Genomic DNA, 23,617 nt, shown 5'->3' with positions numbered 1-23,617 from the left:
TCCTCTTTCTTGTTAGCTGTTCGTTTGAACTGAAAACAGGATAGGAATCGTCGCCCTGCGCCACTGTGACGGCTTTCAAATTAAACCCACAGTGTTAAAGGTTGTAATGGTTTTTATGGAGTTAATGTTAATAATCGTATAATTATTAGCGGTTTTTTAGTAAAAATGGCCATAACCCCTCTAACAGTCAGGTCAGGCGATGCGAGCCAAGCTCAGTTTTCAGATAAAATTATTCCTCTATCTGGTGGCGTTTTCCTGCCTGCTGCTGGTGGTGCTGGGCGCCTTTGTTTTTCATATTGTCGATAATCAGATGCATCACGATCTGGGCAATCGCGCCAAGGTGCAGGCCAGCGAAATCGCCCTGATTCCGGGATTGAGTCAAAAGGTGATCGCACACGACAACGCCGCCATCGCGCGCCTGATTGCCCCGCTGAGCCAGCGCAGCGACGCCAGTTATATCGTGATCGGCGACAGTCACGAGATTCATCTTTATCACTCGAGCCAGCCGCAAACTATTAATCAGCCGATGGTCGGCGGCGACAACGACGAGGTGCTGGCGGGCAAGACGATCATTTCGGTGCGTCAGGGCGGGCTGGGCGTGTCGCTGCGCAGCAAGGCGCCAATTTATGACGATAATGGGCGCGTGGTCGGCATCGTTTCGGTCGGCTATCTGACCTCCTATATTGCCGATATTACCTTTTCCCAGCTGGCGCAGGCGCTGCTGTTCGGCGTGCTGCTGCTGTTAGCGCTGTTTGGCTTCTCGTGGCTGTTCAGCAAGAATCTTAAAAAGCAGATGTTCTGGCTGGAGCCGCGCGAAATCACCCTGCTGGTGCGCCAGCAAAAAGCCCTGATGGAGGCGGTGTATGAAGGGGTGATCGCCATCGACGAGCATCTACATATCCTCACGATTAATCGCGCGGCGCGGGAGTTGTTGGCCCTGACTCAGCCGGAAGCCCAGCTGGTGGGTCGGCGAATTGATGCGGTGATCGAGACCTCAACTGACTTTTTTATCGCGCCGAAAGAGCCGAGCGAGCGGCACGACGAAATCGCGCTGTTTAACGGGCGGCAGGTGATTGTTAATCGCGTGCCGATTGAGCTGCCCGAGCCCGCGCTGCACGGCTGGATTTTCAGCTTCCGCGATAAAAATGACATTAATACCTTAAGCAGCCAGCTGAGTCAGGTAACGCGCTACGCCGATAATCTGCGTATTTTGCGTCACGAGCAGCTCAACTGGACCGCCACGCTGGCCGGGCTGCTACAGATGCAACGTTATGACGAGGCGCTGGATTATGTGCAGGCGCAGTCGAAAGAGGCGCAGGCCATTCTGGACTTTATTTCACAGCGTTTTCAATCGCCTGAGCTTTGCGGCCTGCTGCTGGGCAAGTTCGCCAGCGCGCGGGAAAAAGGCATCGAGCTACAGTTTGATCCGGCGTGCGAACTTGGCGCGTTGCCCGCCGCGCTGAGTGAAAACGAGCTGATGTCGATCGTTGGAAATTTAATCGATAACGCGATAGAGGCGACGTTAAAAGTTGATGCGCCGCACGCGCCGGTCGAACTCTATTTGACCCGCAGCGGCGACCAGCTGATTATTGAGGTCGCCGATCGCGGTGCCGGTATTGATGCCGACATTCGGCCTCGGCTGTTTGAGCAGGGCGTCAGCAGCAAGCCTGTCAGCCACTCTGCGCGCACCGGCAGCGAACATGGAATCGGCCTTTACGTGGTCGCCAGTTATGTCCGTCAGGCGCAGGGAATGATTGAAATCGCGGACAATCTTCCCAGCGGCAGCGTTTTTTCGGTCTTCATTCCGTATAACGCCATTGCGCATAAAAAGAAATGAGACACTTTATGAAGAGTTTGCCATGAGCCATTACAGTTCCCTGGACGTGTTGATCGTCGAGGATGAAAGCCATCTCGCCGTGTTGCATCGCGAATTTATCGAGCAGAATTTTAACCTGCGGGTCGTGGGCATTGCGCCGACGCTGGCGCAGGCCAAAAAGTTGCTCGAACAGTATCAGCCTCGGCTCGTGTTGCTCGACAATTTTTTGCCCGACGGACAGGGCATCGAGCTGATCAATTCCTCGCTGCTCAAGCGCCTCGACTGTAGCGTGATTTTTATCACCGCCGCCAGCGACATGACCACCTGCAGTCAGGCGATGCGGGCGGGCGCGTTTGACTACATTATCAAGCCGGTTTCTTTCCACCGTTTACAGAGTTCGCTGACGCGCTTTTTGCAGCTGACGCAAACGCTGCGGCAGGTGAAAACGCTCGACCAGCAGAGTCTCGACAAGCTGTTTAATCTGCCGGGCAGCGAACAGCCGCAGGCCCCGCTGGCAAAGGGCATCGAGCCGAATACGCTGGAACTGGTGCGGCAGGTTTTCACCCGCGATCCCGCCCGTAACTGGTCGGTGGATCAGGTGGTGGAACAGGTCGGGATTAGCAAAACCACGGGCCGCCGTTATTTGGAATACTGCGTCGAAACGGGCTTCATTTGCGTCGAGATGCTTTACGGAAATATCGGCCATCCGCGACGTCTGTACCGCATGGCAAATTCGTCGCAGCATTCTGATGAATTAGGCACAAATTAGCGGCGTATTTCCGCCGCTGAATTATCGTTTTCGAACCCTATTTTCGTGGCTATCTCGACCGTATTCACGCCTGTATTCCCCTCTATTATTCTCGCCCTATTTCCGCCCTATTCCATCCATTCAAATATAATCAATTCGCGAACGACGTCATGAAAATTGAAAATAGCGAATTTTCTTATATCACGAATATTTACAGCGAAAAAAACCGCCTCGCAACATCGAGATAAAACCCAATAAAAACAGATAAATAAACTGTAAATATTGTTTCTATTTTCCTTGGGAAATTAGCCCTACCAGTAACGAGCAATAGAAATATATTACAAAATTTAATTGTCGCTTCCTGCATGCAAATATCCCTTAAGCTACAAGGCCTGAGAGCGAAAATTTGACTTAATAATGGGAAGCCTCCTAATTATTGGGCAAATTTGGTGAGACTTGTCTCAGATTCTAGCTGTGGTAGGGTATAGGCCGTTCGATATTCCGTTAACAGGAAATTTCTATAACATTCATCCAAATAACAGTATGTAAAATACGACCAAGGAAACGAAAAATTGCATGGCAATTAAAATCGAAGTTAAGAACTTATATAAAGTCTTCGGCGAGCATCCCCAGCGAGCCTTTAAATTGATTGATGCAGGCAAGGGAAAAGAGGAAATATTCGAGAAAACGGGTCTGTCACTTGGTGTCAAGAACGCCAGTCTGGCCATTGAAGAAGGCGAGATTTTTGTCATCATGGGGCTTTCCGGTTCCGGAAAATCCACCATGGTACGCCTTCTCAATCGTCTGATAGAACCAACCCGTGGCGAAGTGCTGATTGACGGCGAAGATATTGCCAAAATTTCCGACGCCAAGCTGCGTCAGGTGCGCAGAAGCAAAATCAGCATGGTGTTCCAGTCCTTTGCCCTGATGCCTCACCTCACCGTGCTCGCCAATACCGGCTTCGGCATGGAACTGGCGGGCGTGCCAACGGCGGAACGTAACGAGAAAGCGCTCGACGCGCTGCGTCAGGTCGGGCTCGAGAATTATGCTCACTCCTACCCCGACGAACTCTCCGGCGGGATGCGTCAGCGCGTGGGTCTTGCCCGTGCGATGGCCAATAATCCCGACATTCTGCTGATGGATGAAGCCTTCTCCGCGCTTGATCCCCTCATCCGCACCGAAATGCAGGACGAGCTGGTAAGACTGCAGTCAAAACATCAGCGCACCATTGTTTTCATCTCTCACGATTTGGATGAAGCCATGAGTATCGGCGATCGCATCGCCATTATGCAGGGCGGCGAGGTGATTCAGGTCGGCACGCCGGAAGAGATTCTGAATAATCCGGCCAACGATTATGTGCGCACCTTCTTCCGCGGCGTGGATATCAGTCAGGTATTCAGCGCGAAAGATATCGCCCGTCGTCGTCCGGTCACGCTTATCCGTAAAACCCCCGGTTTTGGTCCTCGCGCCGCGCTCAAGCTGCTCGAAGATGAAGATCGCGAATATGGTTATGTCCTTGAACGTGGTCAGAAATTTATCGGCGTCGTCTCGTCGGATTCTCTGAAACGCGCACTCAAAGACAATCTTCCACTCGACAGCGCCCTGCTGGAATTACCGGCACCGGTACCGGCCGACATGCCGCTCAGCGAACTGATTTCGCTGGTCGCCGCAGCGCCTTGCGCCGTACCCGTGGTGTGTGAAGAGAACAACTATATCGGCATTATTTCCAAGGCCATGCTGCTTCAGGCGTTGGATAAAGAAGGGGCAACAGAATGAGTCTATCAGTAGAAAATAGTTTGAGTGATCCGCAGACTTTTGATCCACAGGTCATTGATTCACAAGTCATTCAGCACGCACAGGCCGCGCAGGCCGCCGATGCGGCCAGTGATCCTTGGGGTGCAGGCAGCGCCGACGCAACGCAGGCGCCAACGACAACCGATGCCGCCAGCGATCCGTGGAGCGCCGATAACAGTGGCGCGACGACCAGCGGCAGCGATGCGGCCACCAGCACGCCCGACGCCGCCCATCACGCCGCCGCGTCGAGCAGCGACAGCTGGCTCAACGTTGCGCCCGAGCAGCATCAGCATTTCAATATTCTCGACCCTTTCCACAACACGCTTATCCCGCTCGATCGTTGGGTTACGGTCGGTATCGACTGGCTGGTTGCGCATTTTCGTCCGGTATTTCAGGGCATCCGCGTGCCGGTTGATTTCGTGCTTAGCGGTTTTCAGCACGGCCTCGAAGCCCTGCCCGCGCCGCTGGCCATCATCATTTTCGCACTGATCGCCTGGCAGATGGCGGGCGTTGGCATGGGCGTCACCACGCTGGTGTCGCTGGTGATTATTGGCGCCATCGGTGCCTGGTCGCAGGCGATGGTCACGCTGGCACTGGTGCTGACGTCGCTGTTCTTCTGCGTGCTCATCGGCCTCCCCTTGGGGATTTGGCTGGCGCGCAGCAAGGGCGCGGCCAAGATTATCCGTCCGCTGCTCGATGCAATGCAGACCACGCCGGCGTTTGTTTATCTAGTGCCGATCGTCATGCTGTTTGGTATCGGTAACGTGCCGGGCGTGGTGGTCACCATTATCTTTGCCCTGCCGCCGATTGTGCGTTTGACGATCCTCGGGATCAATCAGGTGCCTGAAGATCTGATTGAAGCGGCCGAATCGTTTGGATCCAGCCCGAGCCAGATGCTGTTTAAAGTTCAGCTGCCGCTGGCGATGCCGACCATTATGGCGGGTATTAACCAGACGTTGATGCTGGCGCTGTCGATGGTCGTGATTGCCTCGATGATCGCCGTTGGCGGTTTGGGTCAGATGGTGCTGCGTGGCATTGGTCGTCTCGACATGGGTCTCGCCTCTATCGGCGGTGTGGGGATCGTGATTTTGGCGATTATCCTCGACCGTCTGACGCAGGCATTAGGCCGCGACCGCCGCAGTAAAGGCGTGCATCGCTGGTACACGCACGGCCCAATCGGCCTGCTCACCAAGCCTTTTGTTAAAAAAGCCTGAGGATGACCGCGATGAATAAAATCATGAATTTACGCAACGGCGGCCTGCTGGCGCTGACGTTAAGCGCGCTGACCGGCGCGCAGGCGATGGCGGCCGATTTGCCTGGCAAAGGCGTAGTGGTCAAGCCGCTGCAAAGCACGCTGGCGGAAGAGTCTTTCCAGACTGAGCTGGTGAACCGCGCGCTGCAAACGCTGGGTTACGACGTGCAGTCGACCAGCGAGGTGGATTACAACGTGGCTTACACCACGATTGCCAGCGGCGACGGCACCTATCTGGCGGTAAATTGGGATCCCCTGCAAACCGACATGTTTAACGCCGCCGGTGGCACTGACAAATTCTATCGTCAGGGCACCTTTATCAGCGGCGCGGCGCAGGGTTATGTGATCGACAAGAAAACCGCCGACAAATATCACATCCACGACCTGTCGCAGCTGAAAGATCCCAAGCTTGCGAAACTGTTCGACGCCAACGGCGACGGCAAGGCCGACATGGTCGGTTGCGAACCGGGCTGGGGCTGCGCGCAGGTGATCGACGCGCAAATCAAAGCCTACGGTTTAGGCAACACGGTGCAGCAGAATTCCGGCAACTATGCGGCGATCATGGCCGACACGCTTTCGCGTTATCACGCGGGCAAGCCGGTGCTTTACTACACCTGGACGCCTTACTGGGTCAGCAACGTGCTGAAACCGGGCAAAGACGTTCTCTGGCTGACCGTACCGTTCTCGGCCAATGCCGGCTCGCAGAAAGATCTCGATACCACGCTGAAAGATGGCAAAAACTACGGCTTCCCGGTGAATAACGAGCACATTGTGGCGAACAAAAAGTGGGCCGCTGACAATCCGGCTGCCGCCAAACTGTTCGCCATCATGAAGCTGCCGCTGGCCGATGTTAATGCGCAAAACCTCAGCATGCACAACGGCAAAGCTTCAGCCGAAGATATTCAGGCGCAGGTCAGTGGCTGGATCAAGGCGCATCAGGCGACCTTCGACGGCTGGATTGCTACCGCCACCGCCGCGGCTAAAAAATAATAATTAAGGATAATAATGATGAAACATTCGATTCTGGCACTGGCTGCCCTTTCTACCTTTGGCGTAAGTTCCGTTTATGCGGCTGATTTGCCGGGCAAAGGCGTAACCGTCACCCCGATTCAAAGCACCATCAGCGAAGAGGCGTTTCAGACTATTTTGGTCGACAAGGCGCTGGAGAAGCTGGGCTACACCGTTCAGCCGATTCGTGAAGTCGATTATAACGTCGGCTACACCACGATTGCAGAAGGCGATGGCACCTTTATGGCCGCCAACTGGGCGCCGCTGCACGACGACATGTACAACGCCGCCGGTGGCAGCAAAACGTTTTATCGTCAGGGCACCTATGTCAACGGCGCGGCGCAGGGTTATTTGATCGACAAGAAAACCGCCCAGCAGTATCACATCACCAACATCGAGCAGTTGAAAGATCCAAAAATCGCCAAGCTGTTTGATACCAATAACGACGGCAAGGCCGATCTTACTGGCTGTGCGCCGGGTTGGGGTTGTGAAACGGTGATTAACGCGCAGGTCAAAGCCTATGGTCTGAGCGACACCGTGCAGCATAATCAGGGCAACTATTCAGCCATGATCGCCGACACAATGACCCGTTATAAAGAAGGCAAGCCGATTCTCTATTACACCTGGACGCCTTACTGGGTCAGCAACGTGCTGGTGCCGGGCAAAGATACCGTCTGGCTGCAAGTGCCGTTCTCCGTGGTGCCTGGTGATGACAAAGGCGACACCAAGCTGCCGAACGGAAGAAATTACGGCTTCCCGGTGAACACCATGCACATCGTGGCGAACCTGAAATGGGCGCAGGCCAATCCGGCGGCGGCCAAGCTGTTTGCCATCATGAAACTGCCGCTGGCGGACATTAATGCCCAGAATAACGCGATGCACGCGGGTCAAAGTTCTGAAGCAGATATCGACGCGCAGACCAACGGCTGGATCAAGGCGCATCAGGCGACCTTCGACGGCTGGATCAACGAGGCCGCGGCGGCAGCCAAGTAAGCTCACCAAGCGTACTCAAAACTGGCTGACAAAAAGCACGACAAGGCTCGGAGGAAACTTCGGGCCTTTTTCTTCTCTTCATCCCTCTCGTTTCCCGCCTTATAACGGAAGGATTGCTTTAGGTGATAATTATCAATTGGTTTATTAGTTTTAACTAAAGGATACTATTGGGCGGAAATTGCAGCACAATTTTAATCAAACGAAACGAATCTTCTTTTAATCAAATAAATCGAATCCTATGACAACCTCACCTCACGCCTCTACAACAAAAACTCAGTCGGTCTTGAGTCCGGGCCTTATCGTGCTGATGGCCGTCGCCACCGGTTTGGCGGCCGCCAGTAATTATTATGCTCAGCCGCTGCTGGAAACCATCGCCCGCGCCTTTCATCTGTCGGTCAATCAGGCCGGATTTATCGTGACCACCGCGCAGCTCGGCTATGCCATGGGGCTGCTGTTTCTGGTGCCGCTCGGCGATATGTTTGAACGTCGCACCCTGATTGTGGTGATGACCCTACTCGCGGCGGCCGGATTGCTGATTACCGCCAATTCGACCTCGATTACCATGATGCTGGTCGGCACCGCGCTCACCGGACTCTTTTCTGTCGTGGCGCAGGTGCTGGTGCCGCTGGCCGCCACGCTGGCCGAACCGGCTCGTCGCGGGAAAATCGTCGGCATGATCATGTCGGGACTGCTGCTGGGAATTCTGCTGGCGCGTACTGTCGCCGGATTGCTGGCTTCGCTGGGCGGTTGGCGCACGGTTTACTGGGTCGCCAGCGTGCTGATGGTGATCATGGCCGTCGTGCTGTGGCGCAAGCTGCCGCAGCATAAACAGCAAACGCACCTTAACTATGCGCAGCTGATGAAGTCTATTTTCACCCTCTTCTTCTTCACCCCGGTTTTACGCACCCGCGCGCTGATTGGCATGTTTATTTTTGCCAACTTTTCGGCGCTGTGGACCTCGATGGCGTTCCTGCTGGCGGGTCCGAATTACGGCTATTCGGAAGGCGTGATCGGCCTGTTTGGGCTGGTCGGCGCGGCGGGCGCGCTGGCGGCAACCCGTGCCGGACATCTGGCGGATAAAGGTAAAGCCAAGCTGACCACCACGTGGGGCCTGATTTTACTGCTGCTGTCGTGGATTGCGGTGGCCTACGGCGCGCACGCCATTCTTTCGCTGGTGGTCGGCATTATCGTGCTCGACCTCTGCGTGCAGGGCGTCCACATCACCAACCAAAGCGTGATTTACAAATCGATGCCCGAAGCGCGAAATCGCCTGACCGCAGGCTACATGACCAGCTATTTTATCGGCGGCGCCATGGGTTCACTGGTTTCGGCCTCGGCGTTTCAAATGGCCGGCTGGTACGGCGTCTGTGCCGCAGGTGCTATCTTCTGCATCATCAATCTGCTGATTTGGCTGCTGGGCCACAAACATAAGATTGGCTAATTTAAACCAATGAAGGCGTGATAATCACGCCTCTGATTAGCAGGCATATAATTAAGGGTGAAATTTTTTTGAACCAAAGGGTATAAAGACTACTAACAGTCTGATATTATTTTTTGCATAAACTATACGCTAACGAAACATATTGATTTTATTTAGCAATAAACTTCTTATGCACAGCAAAATAGCCTTTGAATATGCTTCAGCACCTGCTGCGTCGCCCTTCGCAGCACGTGACTTCGATAGCCTGCCGAATTTCTTCGGTCACTTTTCTCCCGCTTTTACCTTTAGGTCAAGCGCGATAAAACTCGCGTTTTCCTTACCCCTGCGCCGTTTGTCTCTACTTTTCTGCGCAATCGTTTGTCCAGCCCGGATTTTACTCCCAAGCGGGTCAATACCCTCTTGTTTGGCAAACGAAAAATGACTTTTACACAGCCGTTTTAAGACCACACGAATAGCTAACTATTTACGGGCTTATGACATTGATATTATTAATTACACTGGTTACTATCTCAAATGTAACTAATGAGGTTTCTTACGATGGAAAGTTCATTCGCACCTATTGAACACATGTTGAATTTTCGTGCTAAAAAGCAGAAAGATTTCCCGTATCAGGAGATTCTGCTAACCCGTTTGTGCATGCACATGCACAGCAAACTGCTTGAAAATAGAAACAAAATGCTCAAGGCACAGGGAATTAACGAAACGCTGTTTATGGCGCTGATTACCCTGGATGCGCGGGAAACACACAGCATTCAACCTTCTGAACTGAGTGCGGCGTTAGGCTCATCTCGTACTAACGCGACCCGTATTGCCGACGAGCTGGAAAAGCGCGGATGGATTGAACGACGTGAGAGCGACAACGACCGTCGCTGCCTGCATTTGCACCTGACGGCAGACGGCGAAGCCTTTATTCAGAAACTGTTGCCACCTCAGCATAAGAGTTTGCATTTCCTTTGGTCCACGCTCGAACTCGAAGAACAGCAGCAGCTCGAAGCCTTAACGCGCAAGCTGTTGACGCGTCTCGATCAAATGGATGCAGGCTCGATTTCCTAACCGAGTACTTGTTCAGGTAATTAATCCATGTCCCTCCCAGTCAGCTGGAGATGTACTCCGCTGTTCGTCGTGATGTTGCTGGCGGGTTGCGCCTCCAGCAATAATATTGCGCCGCAGTCCAAATTATTGGACCACCAGCAGCTTGGGCTGACGTCGCAAAAAGTCAGCTCGCTCGCCATCAGCCCACAGTGGTGGCGCGGTTTGCAAGACCCGCAGCTCGATAATCTGATGACGCAAACCCTGCAAAATTCGCCTTCATTGCGACAGGCAGCGGCGCGCGTGCGTGAAGCGCAAAGCGTGGCGGGTGAAGCCAATGCGGCCAACGGTCCCTATCTCGACTTGAATGCATCAAGCAATCGACAGAAAATCTCGCAGAACACCTATCAGCCGTTTCTTGGCGGCTATCCCGCAACGCCACTGTATGAAACCACCAATAATCTGGGTCTGAATCTCAGCTACGAATTTGACTGGTGGGGAAAATACCGCAATCAGGTGAATGCCGCGAACGCGCAGGTCGATTCCGCACGTGCCGAGCAGACACAGGCGGCGCTGTCGCTCTCTAGCTCCGTGGTCGCTACGTATTACCAGCTGCAGGCCAACTTTGCGGTTCAAAAAGTGTTGCAGCAGGAAGTGGATAACAACCAGCGTTTAGCCGATTTGCGTAAAGCGCAGTATCAGGCGGGCGTGTACGGCGTTGATATTCCTCAGCAAACGCAGGCGCAGGCCGACAGTGCCAAGCAGCAGATTATTGAGTTGCAGGCGCAGATTGATCAGCAGAAACATCAGCTGGCCGCGCTGGCGGGCAGAGGGGCTGACGCGATGAATTCGCTGCACGCCGTTGCGCTGCCCGGCGACGATTTGCTGGCACCGAAAGGCGCACTGACTCTCGACGTGCTGGGAAAACGCCCCGATATCGTGGCGCAGCGCGAGCTGGTCGAATCCTATTCTCAGCGCATCGCCGCCGCGAAAAAAGAGTTCTACCCAAGTCTGTCGATCAGCGCGTTTGCAGGGCTTAGCACCACTAATTACGGCAATACCAGCCCGAATTTGCTCGAAGCGGCCAGTCAGGCCTGGAATATTGCCCCTGCCATCTCCCTGCCGATTTTCCACGCGGGCGCGTTACGCAGCAAGCTGGGCGAAGAGTCGGCGCTGTATGACCAGTCCGTCGAATCCTATAACCAGACGCTGTTAACCGCGATTCAACAAACCGCCGATGCCCTGACCTTGCAGAAAAGCTCGGCCGCGCAGCTGCAACAGTCGCAATCTGCCGAAAAATCCTTGCAGGAAGTCTATCGCGTCGCCAATGCGCGCTATTCCGCAGGCACGATTGGCCGCGACCAGCTGCTGACCAGTCAGGCGGCATTATTGCAGCAACAGCAGGCGGCGCTGACCGCGGCCAGCAATGTGTTGCAGGCAAAAATCGGTTTAATTCGGGCGTTGGGCGGCGGTTATCAGGCCCCAACGGCGGACTCAAAAGCATAATAACAAGACCCAGCGTGGAGAAAATCATGAGCGCAAACGCGGAAGTTCAACCAGCGGAGGTTCAACAGCCGACCCCGCCACCTGTCAGCAAGAAAAAGCGATCGCGCAAAGTCGCGTTGCTCATTCTGACGGGCGTTTTTATCATTATCGGCATTGCCTATCTGATCTACTGGTTCCTGGTGCTGCGTCATTTTCAGGAAACCGATGACGCCTACGTGGCGGGCAATCAGGTACAGGTTATGGCGCAGGTTTCGGGCAGCGTCACCGACGTTAATTTCGACAGCACCGATTTCGTCAAAAAGGGCGATACGCTGGTGGTGCTGGACCCAACCGATGCCGAGCAGGCGTTCGAAAGGTCCAAAACCGCGCTGGCAAACAGCGTGCGTCAAACGCATCAGATGGTGATTAACAGCAAGCAGTATCAGGCCAACGTGGCGCTGCGTCAGACTCAGCTGAATCAGGTGCAGGCGGATCTCAAACGCCGCGTCATTCTCGGCAAAGTCGATGCTATCGGCCGTGAAGATTTGCAACACGCCCACGACGCCGTCGACAGCGCCAAGGCCCAGCTCGACGTGGCGGTCCAGCAGTTAAACGCCAATCAGGCAATGGTGCTGAATACGCCGGTGGCCCAGCAGCCGCAGGTATTGCAGGCCGCCGCGCAGGTGCGTGATGCCTGGCTTTCGCTGCAACGAACCAAAATCGTCAGCCCGGTCGATGGCTATGTTTCCCGTCGCAGCGTGCAGGTGGGTCAGCAGATCAATCCGGCCACGGCGCTGATGGCCGTCGTGCCTGCCGATCACGTCTGGGTCGATGCCAACTTTAAAGAAACCCAGCTGGCGAATATGCGTATCGGCCAGTCGGCGACCGTGGTCAGCGATATTTACGGCGACGACATCGTCTATCACGGCAAAGTCGTGGGCATGGACATGGGCACCGGCGGCGCGTTCTCGCTGCTGCCTGCGCAAAACGCCACGGGTAACTGGATCAAGGTGGTGCAGCGTCTTCCAGTCCGTATCGAGCTGGATAACAACGAAGTGAGACAGCATCCGCTGCGGATTGGCCTGTCGACGCTGGTTAAAGTCGACACTCAAAATCTCGACGGACTGATTCTCGCCGATAAGGTGCGCACCGAGCCGCTGTATCAGAGCTCGGCGCTGACGCTGAATCTGGCCCCGGTTGATGCCATTATCAACGAGGTTATTCACGCCAATGCGGGCTAAGTGCTTCGGAGGCCATCGTGGCTGATAGAAAACCGCTAACGGGCGCGCCGCTGGCCTGGATGACGGTGGCGCTGGCGATGGCTACCTTTATGCAGGTGCTGGATTCGACCATCGCCAACGTGGCTATTCCAACGATTGCCGGTAATCTCGGCGCCTCGAACTCGCAGGGCACCTGGGTTATTACTTCGTTCGGGGTCGCCAACGCCATCTCGATTCCGATCACCGGCTGGCTGGCAAAACGTATCGGCGAAGTGCGGCTGTTTCTCTGGGCGACGGGGCTATTTGCCCTCGCCTCGTGGCTGTGCGGCATCTCCAACAGTCTGGAAATGCTGATTTTCTTCCGCGTGATTCAGGGATTGGTGGCGGGTCCGCTAATTCCGCTGTCGCAGAGTTTGCTGCTCAACAACTATCCCCCCGCCAAGCGAAGTACCGCGCTGGCGCTGTGGTCGATGACGGTGATCGTCGCGCCGATTTGCGGTCCGATTCTGGGCGGCTATATCAGCGACAACTATCACTGGGGCTGGATCTTCTTTATCAACATTCCTATCGGCATTGCCGTGGTGTTGCTGACGTTGAGAACGCTGAAGGGGCGTGAAACCGAGACGCAAATCCGGCCAATCGACAGTGTTGGGCTGGTGCTGCTGGTGCTGGGTATCGGCTGTTTGCAGGTCATGCTCGACCGAGGAAAGGAGCTGGACTGGTTTAACTCGCCGGAGATAATCATCCTGACCATTGTCGCGGTGGTGGCGCTGGCGTTCCTGATTGTCTGGGAGCTGACCGACGACAACCCGATTGTCGATCTCTCGCTGTTTAAATCGCGTAACTTCACCATCGGCACGCTGTGTATCAGCCTCGCCTACATGCTCTACTTCGGCTCGATCGTGCTATTGCCGCAGTTATTGCAGGAGGTATTTGGCTATACGGCAACCTGGGCGGGGCTGGCGTCGGCACCGGTCGGGATCCTGCCGGTGTTGATGTCGCCGATTATCGGCCGCTTTGCCCACCGTCTCGATATGCGCTGGCTGGTTACATTCAGCTTCATTATGTATGCGGTGTGTTTCTACTGGCGTGCTTATACGTTCGAGCCGGGAATGGACTTTGGCGCCTCGGCGTGGCCGCAGTTTATTCAGGGTTTCGCGGTCGGCTGCTTCTTTATGCCGCTGATAACGATAATTTTATCCGGCTTACCGCCTTCGCGCATGGCGGCGGCTTCCAGCTTGTCGAACTTTACCCGAACGCTGGCGGGCTCGATCGGTACCTCGATCACCACCACCATGTGGAGCAACCGCGAATCGCTGCACCACGCGCACCTGACGGAAAGCGTTACGCCGTTTAATCCGGCGGCGCAGCAGGCCTATTCCCAACTTGAAGGCATGGGAATGAGCCACCAGCAGGCGTCGGGGTATATCGCAAGACAGATTACCAATCAGGGGCTGATCCTTTCCGCCAATGAAGTATTCTGGGCCGCCGGAGGAGTGTTCCTTCTACTGCTGATTCTGGTGTGGTTCGCCCGCGCGCCGTTCACGGCAGGCGGCGACGGCGGTGGCGCGCACTGATTCTTTAACGCAGAAACTGCATATAGCAGAAAAAAAACGGACGCTATTACGCGTCCGTTTTTTATTTTTCTTTCTAAAAGTTTATCTAAAAACTTTCTAGAATCAGGCGGGGATTAGCCCTGATTCTGACGCCACCAGTCGGCCAGCAGAATGCCGGTCGCGACGGAGACGTTAAGGCTTTCAACCTTGCCGGTACCGCCGATGGAGACGTTGAGGTCACCCTGCTGCCACGCGCTGTCAGACAGACCTGCGCCCTCTTCACCCAGCACCAGCACCATTTTGGCAGGCAGTTCAGCCTTGCCGAGCGCGGTCCCTTTGTGGCTTGAGGTGGTCACGATGGTGTAACCGGCCTTGCGGAAGTTATCCAGCACTTCAATAAAGTTATCGGCGATGATCGCTTTAATGTGCTCGGCGCCACCTTCTGCGGTACGCACGGCAGCACCGGATTCCAGCTGCGCGGGATCTTGTACCAGCATGCCTTTGATACCAAAGTGCGCACAGGTACGCATGATACCGCCGAGGTTGTGCGGGTTACCGACGTTTTCAAGCGCCAGTACACAGTCTTTGGCCGGTGCGGTTTGCAGATAGGTTTCTGCATCCAGACCCTGACGTTTCTTGATCAAGAAACAGACGCCGCCGTGGTGTTCGGTGCCAGACGCTTTTGCCAGCTCATCGTCTTCTACGACGTGATAGGCTTTGCGGTTAGCTGCCATCCAGCGCAGCGCTTCGCGGAAACGCGGCGTGACTGACTGTACAAACCAGGCGCGAACGATTGAGTCCGGACGGCTGGCAAACAGCGCCTGACAGGCGTTCTCGCCGTAAACGCGGGTCTCTTCCTGACGCTGGCGACGCAGCTGCTCAGGGTCGATAAAGCTTTTACCGCTGATACCACCGTGATCCGGCGCTGATTCGTCATCAGGCGCGCGGGAAACGGTTTTCCACGGCGAAGCATTTTCCCAAGGGGAAGAGGATCCAGCTCCTTCAGCTTCACGGTTTGGACGGCCTGCTGGTCGGCTCGGACGTGAGTCACCGCGACGCGCATCCGGACCGCGCGCTTCACCACGGGAATCGCTACCGCGACGTTCGTTGTTGCGACCTTCAAAGGGACGGGAACCCGGGCGAGCTTTATCACCTGGACGTCCTTTATTGTTGGAAGGACGTTTATCTTTATTTCGGTTATCGCCGTCGTCGTCACTGCGGACGTACATCACTTTGACTTTGCCGTTCTTACCACTGAATGAATCGTTCATTTTTCTCTCCACCTACGCGCTGGGCGCGAAGATTACCTGATGTCTGCGAGGTAAGCCACCTGCTTTGGTCCAAAAGCCTAAAACTGTCATGTTTAGCAAGTCCAAGACTCGATGCCAAAAGCCTAGCGCTGTTATTTCTAAAAGCCTAAAACTGTAATTTCTAAAAGCCTAAAGCTATCGTATTCATTGGATAAACCGCATTGTTCAAATTGGCGGCAAATACCATAATTGCTCGTATATCTTCGTATCTTAGCCACCGGCGCAGGTTTCTGGTGACGGGATACGGTCTGAAATGCAGAGGCTAAACTATGAATACGATTTGCTCATCATGCCAGGCGACCAACCGCTTGCCTGACGACCGTATTGACGATGGCGCCAAGTGTGGCCGCTGTGGTCAACCCCTGTTTCAGGGCGAAGTGGTCCATGCAACCGCGGCAACGCTCGATAAATATTTGCAGGACGATCTGCCGGTCGTCATCGATTTTTGGGCCCCGTGGTGCGGGCCGTGCGTTAACTTCGCGCCGATTTTTGAAGATGTCGCGGGCGAGCGCGCCGGTAAGGTCCGTTTTATCAAGATCAATACCGAAGCCGAACCCGAGCTGAGTGCGCGGTACCGCATTCGCAGCATCCCGACCATTATGGTGTTTAACCAAGGTAAAATGGTCGACCAGCTGAGCGGTGCGATGCCAAAAGCGCCGTTTAACGAATGGCTTAATGAATCATTGTAACGCATAACCGGCTCTACGGCCCCTTCAATGTCCGAGGGGCCGTTTCATTTCCTTTCTCACTCGTTTCGTTATCCTCATTTTTCCCTGCCTGAAAAGCTCACTATCGGTGCGGCGCGCATCCGATTACAATAGCCCGCTTTATCGTTCAGGACCTTGTGTTCAGGTCTTACCGTTCAGGACCTACCGTTCAGGAATAGCCATGCCGGACAATGCCGTACTGCGTTTGCGCACCCAGCGCCTCGCAAAATCCACTCGCCCCTATCTGGCACGAGGTTCCCGCGTGATCCGCTGTCAGGGCTGTTTGCTGCCGAAACGCAACTGTCTGTGCAGCCACATTTCGCCCCAGCCAGCCACCAGCCGATTCTGTCTAGTGATGTTCGATACCGAGCCGCTCAAGCCGAGCAATACCGGCAGGCTGATTGCCGACGTTTTGCCGGAAACGCAGGCGTTTATGTGGTCGCGTACCGACGTTGACCCCGCATTGCTGGCCGCCATCGCCGATCCGACGCGTCAGGCTTACGTGGTATTTCCGGGATCTTTTGTCCAGCCGCCGCGCGAGGTGTTTACTTCGCTGCCGCCAGAGAGCAAGCCGCCGCTGTTTATCATGCTCGACGGCACCTGGAATGAGGCGCGCAAAATGTTTCGCAAAAGCCCTTATCTCGACGGCCTGCCCGTTTTCTCGCTCGATGTGAGTGCCAAATCAAGTTACGTGCTGCGAGAATCACCGCGCGCCGATCAGCATTGCACGGTCGAAGTGGCGGCGGCGCTGCTCGAAAAAGCGGGCGATGTGGCGGCGTCGGAAAGCCTGTCGGCGTTGTTCGAACGTTTCAGAACGCTCTATTTAGCCGGAAAACCTCATCATCCGGTGCATCAACTCACAGCAATCTCCGACGAAAGCCTCTAGAATCCTGTTAGGGTAATCAACAGGAGGCAGGATGAGCCAGCGTGGGTTAGAAGCTTTATTACGTCCAAAATCAATTGCTGTTGTCGGCGCGTCGGATAAACCCGGGCGCGCCGGTTATTTAATGATGCGTAATTTATTGGCCGGTGGATTCAAGGGACCGGTGCTGCCGGTTACCCCCGCCTGGCGCGCAGTCTGCGGCGTGCTGGCTTATCGGGATGTCGCCAGCCTGCCGATGACGCCCGATTTGGCGGTCATCTGCACCCGCGCCGATCGCAATTTGCCGCTGCTCGAGCAGCTTGGCGAGCTGGGCTGCAAAACCGTCATCGTCCTCTCTTCGCATAAAGAACAGTTTGCCGAACTCAAAAGCACGGCGCAGCGTTACGCCATGCGCCTACTCGGCCCGAACAGTCTAGGCATTCTTGCGCCGTGGCTGGGGCTGAATGCCAGCTTCTCGCCGGTGCCGATTCTGCCGGGCAAGCTGGCGTTTATCTCGCAGTCGGCCGCCGTCGCCAACACGATTCTGGACTGGGCGCAGCAGCGTTCGGTCGGATTCTCCTACTTTATTTCACTCGGCGACAGTCTGGATATCGACGTCGACGATCTGCTCGATTTTCTGGCCCGCGACAGCAAGACCAGCGCCATTCTGCTCTACGTCGAGCACGTCAGCGATGCCCGCCGTTTTCTCTCTGCTTCGCGATCTGCCTCGCGCAATAAGCCTATTTTGGTGATCAAAAGCGGACGCAGCGCGCAGGCACAGACATTGTTAAACAGTCCGTTGAGCCTCGATGCCGCCTATGACGCCGCCATTCAGCGCGCCGGATTGCTTCGCGTACAGGATACCCACGAGCTGTTCTCGGCAGTTGAAACGCTGAGCCACATGCGTCCGCTGCGAGGTGAGCGCTTACTTATCCTCAGTAATGGCGCGGCACCGGCGGCGATGGCGCTTGACCAGCTGTTGAGCCGTCACGGCAAGCTCGCACAATTGGGTGAAGAGCTGACGCAGCGTCTGCGCCAACAGCTGCCGGAAGGCATTACGGTCGGTAATCCACTGGATTTGCACGATGACGCCAGCCCCGGGCTTTATAAGTCAGTGCTTACTACGCTGCTAGATAGCCACGATTATGACGCGCTGTTAATTATTCACGCGCCTAGTGCCGCCTCGCCGGGCACGATAACCGCCGAGAAGATGATTGAAGCTATCAGCCAACATCCGCGTGGAAAACGGGTCACGCTGCTGACTAACTGGTGCGGCGAGTTCTCGTCTATCGACGCGCGCAGGCTGTTTACCGAAGCGGGTCTGCCGACTTATCGCACCCCCGAAGGCGCGGTGACAGCGTTTATGCACATGGTGGAATATCGCCGCAACCAGAAACAGCTCAAAGAGACGCCTTCCTTGCCGCTCGATCTGAATAAAAATACTGACGGCGCGCATCGGCTGATCGATCAAGCCTTGCGCGACGGCACCACAAGGCTCGATACCCACGAGGTGCGGGCAATCTTTAAAGATTATGGCATGTCGGTGTTGCCTACCTGGATTGCCGGCGACAGTCGCGAAGCCGTAGAAATCGCGGGGCGCGTCGGTTATCCGGTGGCGCTCAAGCTGCGCTCGCCCGACATCGATCACAACTCAGAGGTGCAGGGCGTGATGCTTTATTTGCGTACCCCGAGTGAAGTGAGTCAGGCCGCCGACGCTATTTTCGACCGCGCCAAACGCGCCTTCCCGCAGGCGACCATCAACGGGCTGCTGGTGCAAACCATGGCAAACCGGCCGGGCGCGCAGGAGCTGCGCATCGTGGTGCAATATGATGAGGTCTTTGGTCCGCTGATTATGCTGGGTGAAGGCGGCATTGAGTGGCGTCCGGAGCAGCACGCCGTGGTGGCGCTGCCGCCGTTAAATATGGCGTTGGCAGGTTATCTGGTGCAACAAGGGCTGAAAAGCGGCAAGATTCGCGAACGTAACGCGCTGAGGCCACTGGATATTCCGGCCCTGAGTCGTCTGCTGGTGCAGGTTTCCAACCTGATTATTGACTGCCCGCAAATCAGCGAGCTGACGATTCATCCGCTGCTGGCCTCGGGTAGCGAGCTGACGCTGCTCGACGTGTCGCTCGAACTGACGCCAGACAGTGACGAGCTTCAGTCACGGCTCGCTATTCGCCCTTATCCGCAGCGGCTTGAAGAACGAGTGACGCTAAAAGATGGCTCGCCCTGCCTGTTCCGCCCTATTCTTCCTGAAGACGAGCCGCTGTTGAAAGCCTTTATTCAGAAGGTCACCAAGGAAGATTTGTACTATCGCTACTTCAGTGAGATCAACGAATTTACCCATGAAGATTTGGCGAACATGACGCAAATCGACTACGATCGAGAAATGGCTTTCGTGGCGGTTCGCGGGCAAACCCATGAAATCGAAATCATTGGCGTGACGCGCGCTATCTCGGATCCTGACAATATCGACGCCGAGTTTTCCGTGCTGGTGCGTTCGGATTTGAAAGGCTTAGGGCTTGGCGGCAGGCTGTTGTCGAAGATGATTGCCTACACGCGCGAGCACGGCATTCAGCGATTAGCGGGAATTACCATGCCAAATAATCGCGGCATGCTGGCGTTGGCGCGCAAGCTGGGATTTGTGGTCGACGTTCAGTTATCGGAAGGGATCGTGAGTTTGTCGCTTGCGCTTCAAGATGATTCAAACGCGGCAACATCCCGAGAATAAGACCTTTTTATGTCTGGATTTTTACAGTTTTCAGGGTAGACGTTACAGTTTTAGGACAGCCTTGCAGGCAAAACTTGCGCACATCGGGAGAGACTAATGGTATTATCGACCGATTGTGCGGTTTGTTTTGAATTGTTATACCGCAATCGCCATTCATTATAGAGAGAAGAAGCGCACTGTGATGTTGTCTAAATTTAAACGAAACAAACATCAACAACATCTTGCTCAACTGCCTAAACTCCCCCAATCGGTTGATGCTGTTCAGACTCTGTACAGCGCCACAGATTTCCGTACGACGCTGCTTGAGGTCATTGCCAACGCCACCCAACGGATCTATCTGGTCGCTCTGTATCTGGAGAACGATGACGGCGGGCGAGATGTGCTGTCGGCCCTTTATGAAGCCAAACGTCAGCGTCCGGAGCTGGATGTCTGCGTGCTGGTTGACTGGCATCGCGCGCAGCGTGGCCGTATCGGCGCGGCGGCGGCCAATACCAATGCCGACTGGTACTGTAAAATGGCCAGCGATAATCCTGACGTTAGCGTGCCGGTCTACGGCGTGCCGGTTAATACCCGTGAAGCGCTGGGCGTCTTGCACCTCAAAGGTTACATTGTTGACGAGCGCGTAATCTACTCCGGCGCGAGCCTTAACGATGTCTATCTGCATCGTCACGACAAATACCGTTTTGACCGCTATCACCTGCTGAACAACGCCAAATTGGCAGATACGATGGTCAACTATATTCACAAATCGTTGCTCAATGCGCCGGCGGTGCAACGACTTGATCGCGAAGATCGTCCAAAAAGTCCCGAGATCAAAAATGAAACCCGACAGTTCCGCCAGACGCTGCGTGACTCGGGCTACCATTTCAAGGATTCAGCTTCCGAAAACGAACTGGCGGTAACGCCGATGGTGGGTTTGGGTAAGCAAAACGATCTTAACCGCACGATTTATCATTTGATGGCCAGCACCGACGAGAAACTCACGCTTTGCACGCCTTACTTTAATATGCCTGCCCTGCTGGCGCGCAATATTATGGGTCTGCTGCGTCGTGGCAAACAGGTAGAAATTATTGTCGGCGATAAGACGGCTAACGATTTTTATATCCCTCAGGATCAGCCGTTTAAAATTATCGGCGCGCTGCCTTATCTCTATGAAATTAACCTGCGCCGCTTTCTGAGCCGTTTGCAGCGTTATATCGACAGCGGACAACTTATTGCCCGCCTGTGGAAAGACGGTGAAAACAGCTATCACCTGAAAGGGATCTGGGTGGACGATCGTTGGCAGCTAATTACGGGTAATAACCTGAACCCGCGCGCCTGGCGTCTCGATCTGGAGAATGCGATTCTTATCCACGATCCTAATAAAGAGATGCAGAGCCAAAGACAGCAAGAGCTGGATAATATCCGTGAGCACACCCATATCGTGTCGCATTATATGGAGCTCGAAAGCATTCCGAATTATCCGGTCAAAGTGCGTAAGCTTATTCGCCGCCTGCGACGTATTCGTATCGATCGACTTATCAGCCGTATTCTGTAATCGCGCAAGGCCCGGACAATTATGCTCCGGGCTTTTTTTTGGCTTATCTCAAGGGAATATCCAGCCATGCGAAGACTCTTGCCTCTTACCTTGATTCCACTTTTGATTTGCAGCGGCTGCACCCATTGGGCAAACGACAGCTGGACCGGAAAAGATAAAGCCGAGCACTTTGCCGCTTCAGCAGTTTTGGCCGCGGCAGGCACGGCCTACGCCAATAATCAGGGGCGAAACGAGGCACAGAGCCGATCGTTTGGCTTACTGTTTTCTGTAGGCTTAGGGGCGGGGAAAGAGTTTTACGACAGTCGTGAAGCCGGTAGCGGATGGAGCTGGAAAGATTTTAGCTGGGATATTGCAGGCGCAGCGACCGGATATAGCGCCTATCAGCTAATTCATAAACAGTAATTGATTTGCTGTCATTCATAATAAAAAGGGCCCCAGAAGAGGCCCTTTTTTTATAATGAGATACAACAGGATATAACGGGTTTTAAAGTTTAGAGCCTAAAGTCTAAAGTCTAAAGGCGGATCTCTTTGCCTCTGGCGTGCAGCTTAATCGAGACTATAAAGGCTATCAGGCTCATACCAGAAACGTACCAGAAGAAGACCTCTTCAATATTCCACGATTTAAAACTTAGCGCGACATATTCGGCCGATCCGCCAAATACTGCGTTAGCTACTGCGTAAGAAAGGCCTACACCCAACGCTCTCACTTCTGCCGGGAACATTTCGGCTTTCAATAATCCGCTTATCGAGGTGTAGAAAGTCACAATGGCCAATGCAATAACGATGAGCGCGAAGGCTAAATAAGGGCTCGTCACGCTTTGCAGCGTATACAGAATAGGGATAGTCAGCAGCGTCGCGAAGCCGGAGAATATCAGCATCGAATTTCTACGCCCTATTTTGTCTGACAGCGCGCCGACAAGCGGCTGCAATAACATAAAGACGAACAGTGCAATCGTCATTATTCCGCTGGCGGTTTTCGCATCCATCCCCGCCGTATTCACCAGATATTTTTGCATATACGTGGTGAAGGTATAAAAGCTTAATGAACCGCCCGCTGTGAATCCAAGGACCATAAGGAAGGCTTTCTTGTGTTTCCACAAACCTTTCAGGCTTCCGGCATCTTTATGGTTTCGCGTCTCCTTGTTAGAAGTTTCATTTAACGAACGACGCAGGAATAGCGCAACCACGGCAAGCGCCGCGCCCAAGGCAAACGGAATGCGCCAGCCCCAGGCACGCAGCTCATCACCGGTGAGAAGCTGTTGCAGGCAAACCAGCACCAACAAGGCTAAAAGCTGACCGCCGATTAGGGTAACGTACTGGAAAGAAGCGAAAAATCCGCGGCGTCCTTCAATCGCAACTTCACTCATATAAGTCGCGCTGGTGCCATATTCGCCGCCTACGGACAATCCCTGGAACAATCGCGCCAGCAGTAATAACGCCGGAGCCCAGCTACCAATCGCCTCATAGGTTGGTAAACAGGCGATCACTAATGAGCCCGCACACATCATGCAAACGGAGATAAGCATGGAGTTTTTACGGCCGTGTTTATCGGCAATATAGCCAAATAACCAGCCACCGATTGGCCGCATGAAGAATCCGGCGGCGAATACGCCCGCTGTTTGCAGCAGCTGTGTGGTGCTGTTACCACTTGGAAAGAACGAGGCAGCGAAGTAAATCGAGCAAAATGAATAGACATAAAAGTCGAACCACTCAACGAGGTTACCTGAGGAAGCCCCCACGATGGCAAATATCCGGCTTTTTTTGTCTTGATCCGCCACGTTCTGTGGCGCTGGACGAGAAGTTTCTGTCATTTTTATTATCTCCTGCTTTGCGCAGTTTAGGTCATTTCTTATGATTTTTTATGCAATATGCATCCTAAGTTAAGCAGGAAAAGGGGGGATAAAGCGAGGTTTTTTGCTTATTTATGGCTTTAAAAGGATGTTTTGCGAGCAATACTGAACTGTTTAATTGTTCTCTGCGCAGCAAAAAAGGCCCCGGTCGTCAGACGGGGGCCTTTTTTGGTTTTTGATAGGTTTTTTTTGCCAGAATATAGACGAGAAAAAGCCCTAATCTTTCGATTAGGGCTGTTCCTTGATTTGATGCCTGGCAGTTCCCTACTCTCGCATGG

18 protein-coding genes are annotated in these 23,617 nt (G+C 54.3%); 16 read left to right on the top strand and 2 right to left on the bottom strand.

Annotation, left to right across the window (positions count from 1 at the left end; translation table 11 throughout):
• Positions 1–199 precede the first annotated feature (199 nt).
• From SC206_RS13540 to emrB, 11 genes are all read left to right on the top strand, one after another.
• Positions 200–1,837 carry a sensor histidine kinase gene (locus tag SC206_RS13540; protein WP_332737968.1) on the top strand — a complete coding sequence of 546 codons (1,638 nt, stop codon included), beginning with the start codon at positions 200–202 and terminating at the stop codon, positions 1,835–1,837.
• A 22-nt stretch (positions 1,838–1,859) separates the two neighbouring features.
• A complete protein-coding gene (locus SC206_RS13535; protein WP_332737967.1) occupies positions 1,860–2,585 on the top strand; it encodes a response regulator in 726 nt (241 codons plus the stop codon).
• Between the two features lie 555 nt (positions 2,586–3,140).
• Positions 3,141–4,340: a glycine betaine/L-proline ABC transporter ATP-binding protein ProV gene (gene proV / locus SC206_RS13530; protein WP_332737966.1), complete on the top strand. Its 1,200-nt coding sequence runs from the start codon at positions 3,141–3,143 to the stop codon at positions 4,338–4,340.
• Positions 4,337–5,572, top strand: coding sequence for a glycine betaine/L-proline ABC transporter permease ProW (gene proW / locus SC206_RS13525; RefSeq protein WP_332737965.1), 1,236 nt, complete (start codon positions 4,337–4,339; stop codon positions 5,570–5,572). Before proV ends, proW begins: the two co-directional genes overlap by 4 nt.
• 11 nt (positions 5,573–5,583) lie before the next feature.
• Positions 5,584–6,600: a glycine betaine/L-proline ABC transporter substrate-binding protein ProX gene (gene proX / locus SC206_RS13520; protein WP_332737964.1), complete on the top strand. Its 1,017-nt coding sequence runs from the start codon at positions 5,584–5,586 to the stop codon at positions 6,598–6,600.
• Between the two features lie 15 nt (positions 6,601–6,615).
• A complete protein-coding gene (gene proX / locus SC206_RS13515; protein WP_442976091.1) occupies positions 6,616–7,611 on the top strand; it encodes a glycine betaine/L-proline ABC transporter substrate-binding protein ProX in 996 nt (331 codons plus the stop codon).
• A gap of 238 nt (positions 7,612–7,849) precedes the next feature.
• The gene (locus tag SC206_RS13510; protein ID WP_332737963.1) at positions 7,850–9,052 is read left to right on the top strand and encodes an MFS transporter; all 1,203 of its coding nucleotides are present in this window, start codon (positions 7,850–7,852) and stop codon (positions 9,050–9,052) included.
• A gap of 537 nt (positions 9,053–9,589) precedes the next feature.
• The gene (gene mprA, locus SC206_RS13505; RefSeq protein WP_332737962.1) at positions 9,590–10,105 is read left to right on the top strand and encodes a transcriptional repressor MprA; all 516 of its coding nucleotides are present in this window, start codon (positions 9,590–9,592) and stop codon (positions 10,103–10,105) included.
• A 27-nt stretch (positions 10,106–10,132) separates the two neighbouring features.
• Positions 10,133–11,587: an efflux transporter outer membrane subunit gene (locus SC206_RS13500; protein ID WP_332737961.1), complete on the top strand. Its 1,455-nt coding sequence runs from the start codon at positions 10,133–10,135 to the stop codon at positions 11,585–11,587.
• A gap of 26 nt (positions 11,588–11,613) precedes the next feature.
• Positions 11,614–12,807 (top strand): multidrug efflux MFS transporter periplasmic adaptor subunit EmrA, encoded by a 1,194-nt coding sequence (gene emrA / locus SC206_RS13495; protein WP_332737960.1) that lies wholly within the window; start codon positions 11,614–11,616, stop codon positions 12,805–12,807.
• 17 nt (positions 12,808–12,824) lie between these two features.
• On the top strand, positions 12,825–14,363 hold the full coding sequence (emrB, locus tag SC206_RS13490) for a multidrug efflux MFS transporter permease subunit EmrB (RefSeq protein ID WP_332737959.1): 1,539 nt from the start codon (positions 12,825–12,827) through the stop codon (positions 14,361–14,363).
• A 113-nt stretch (positions 14,364–14,476) separates the two neighbouring features.
• Here emrB and SC206_RS13485 read toward each other — a convergent pair whose 3' ends face one another.
• Positions 14,477–15,613: a tRNA/rRNA methyltransferase gene (locus SC206_RS13485; protein ID WP_332737958.1), complete on the bottom strand. Its 1,137-nt coding sequence runs from the start codon at positions 15,611–15,613 to the stop codon at positions 14,477–14,479.
• A 308-nt stretch (positions 15,614–15,921) separates the two neighbouring features.
• Here SC206_RS13485 and trxC point away from each other — a divergent pair, with 308 nt between their 5' ends.
• From trxC to SC206_RS13460, 5 genes are all read left to right on the top strand, one after another.
• Positions 15,922–16,341: a thioredoxin TrxC gene (gene trxC, locus SC206_RS13480; RefSeq protein WP_332737957.1), complete on the top strand. Its 420-nt coding sequence runs from the start codon at positions 15,922–15,924 to the stop codon at positions 16,339–16,341.
• 199 nt (positions 16,342–16,540) lie between these two features.
• A complete protein-coding gene (locus SC206_RS13475; RefSeq protein WP_332737956.1) occupies positions 16,541–17,245 on the top strand; it encodes a tRNA-uridine aminocarboxypropyltransferase in 705 nt (234 codons plus the stop codon).
• Between the two features lie 31 nt (positions 17,246–17,276).
• A complete protein-coding gene (locus SC206_RS13470) occupies positions 17,277–19,952 on the top strand; it encodes a bifunctional acetate--CoA ligase family protein/GNAT family N-acetyltransferase (RefSeq protein WP_332737955.1) in 2,676 nt (891 codons plus the stop codon).
• Between the two features lie 181 nt (positions 19,953–20,133).
• The gene (gene pssA / locus SC206_RS13465; RefSeq protein WP_332737954.1) at positions 20,134–21,489 is read left to right on the top strand and encodes a CDP-diacylglycerol--serine O-phosphatidyltransferase; all 1,356 of its coding nucleotides are present in this window, start codon (positions 20,134–20,136) and stop codon (positions 21,487–21,489) included.
• Between the two features lie 66 nt (positions 21,490–21,555).
• Positions 21,556–21,891: a YfiM family lipoprotein gene (locus tag SC206_RS13460; RefSeq protein WP_332737953.1), complete on the top strand. Its 336-nt coding sequence runs from the start codon at positions 21,556–21,558 to the stop codon at positions 21,889–21,891.
• 110 nt (positions 21,892–22,001) lie between these two features.
• Here the strand turns inward: SC206_RS13460 and SC206_RS13455 are convergent, their stop codons facing one another.
• On the bottom strand, positions 22,002–23,300 hold the full coding sequence (locus SC206_RS13455) for an MFS family transporter (RefSeq protein ID WP_332737952.1): 1,299 nt from the start codon (positions 23,298–23,300) through the stop codon (positions 22,002–22,004).
• Between the last annotated feature and the right edge of the window lie 317 nt (positions 23,301–23,617).

It is taken from the genome of Rouxiella sp. T17, assembly GCF_036663475.1.
GTDB lineage: Bacteria > Pseudomonadota > Gammaproteobacteria > Enterobacterales > Enterobacteriaceae > Rouxiella.
Note: the sequence above shows the minus strand (reverse complement) of the source record. Positions and strands in the feature narration are given on the sequence as shown.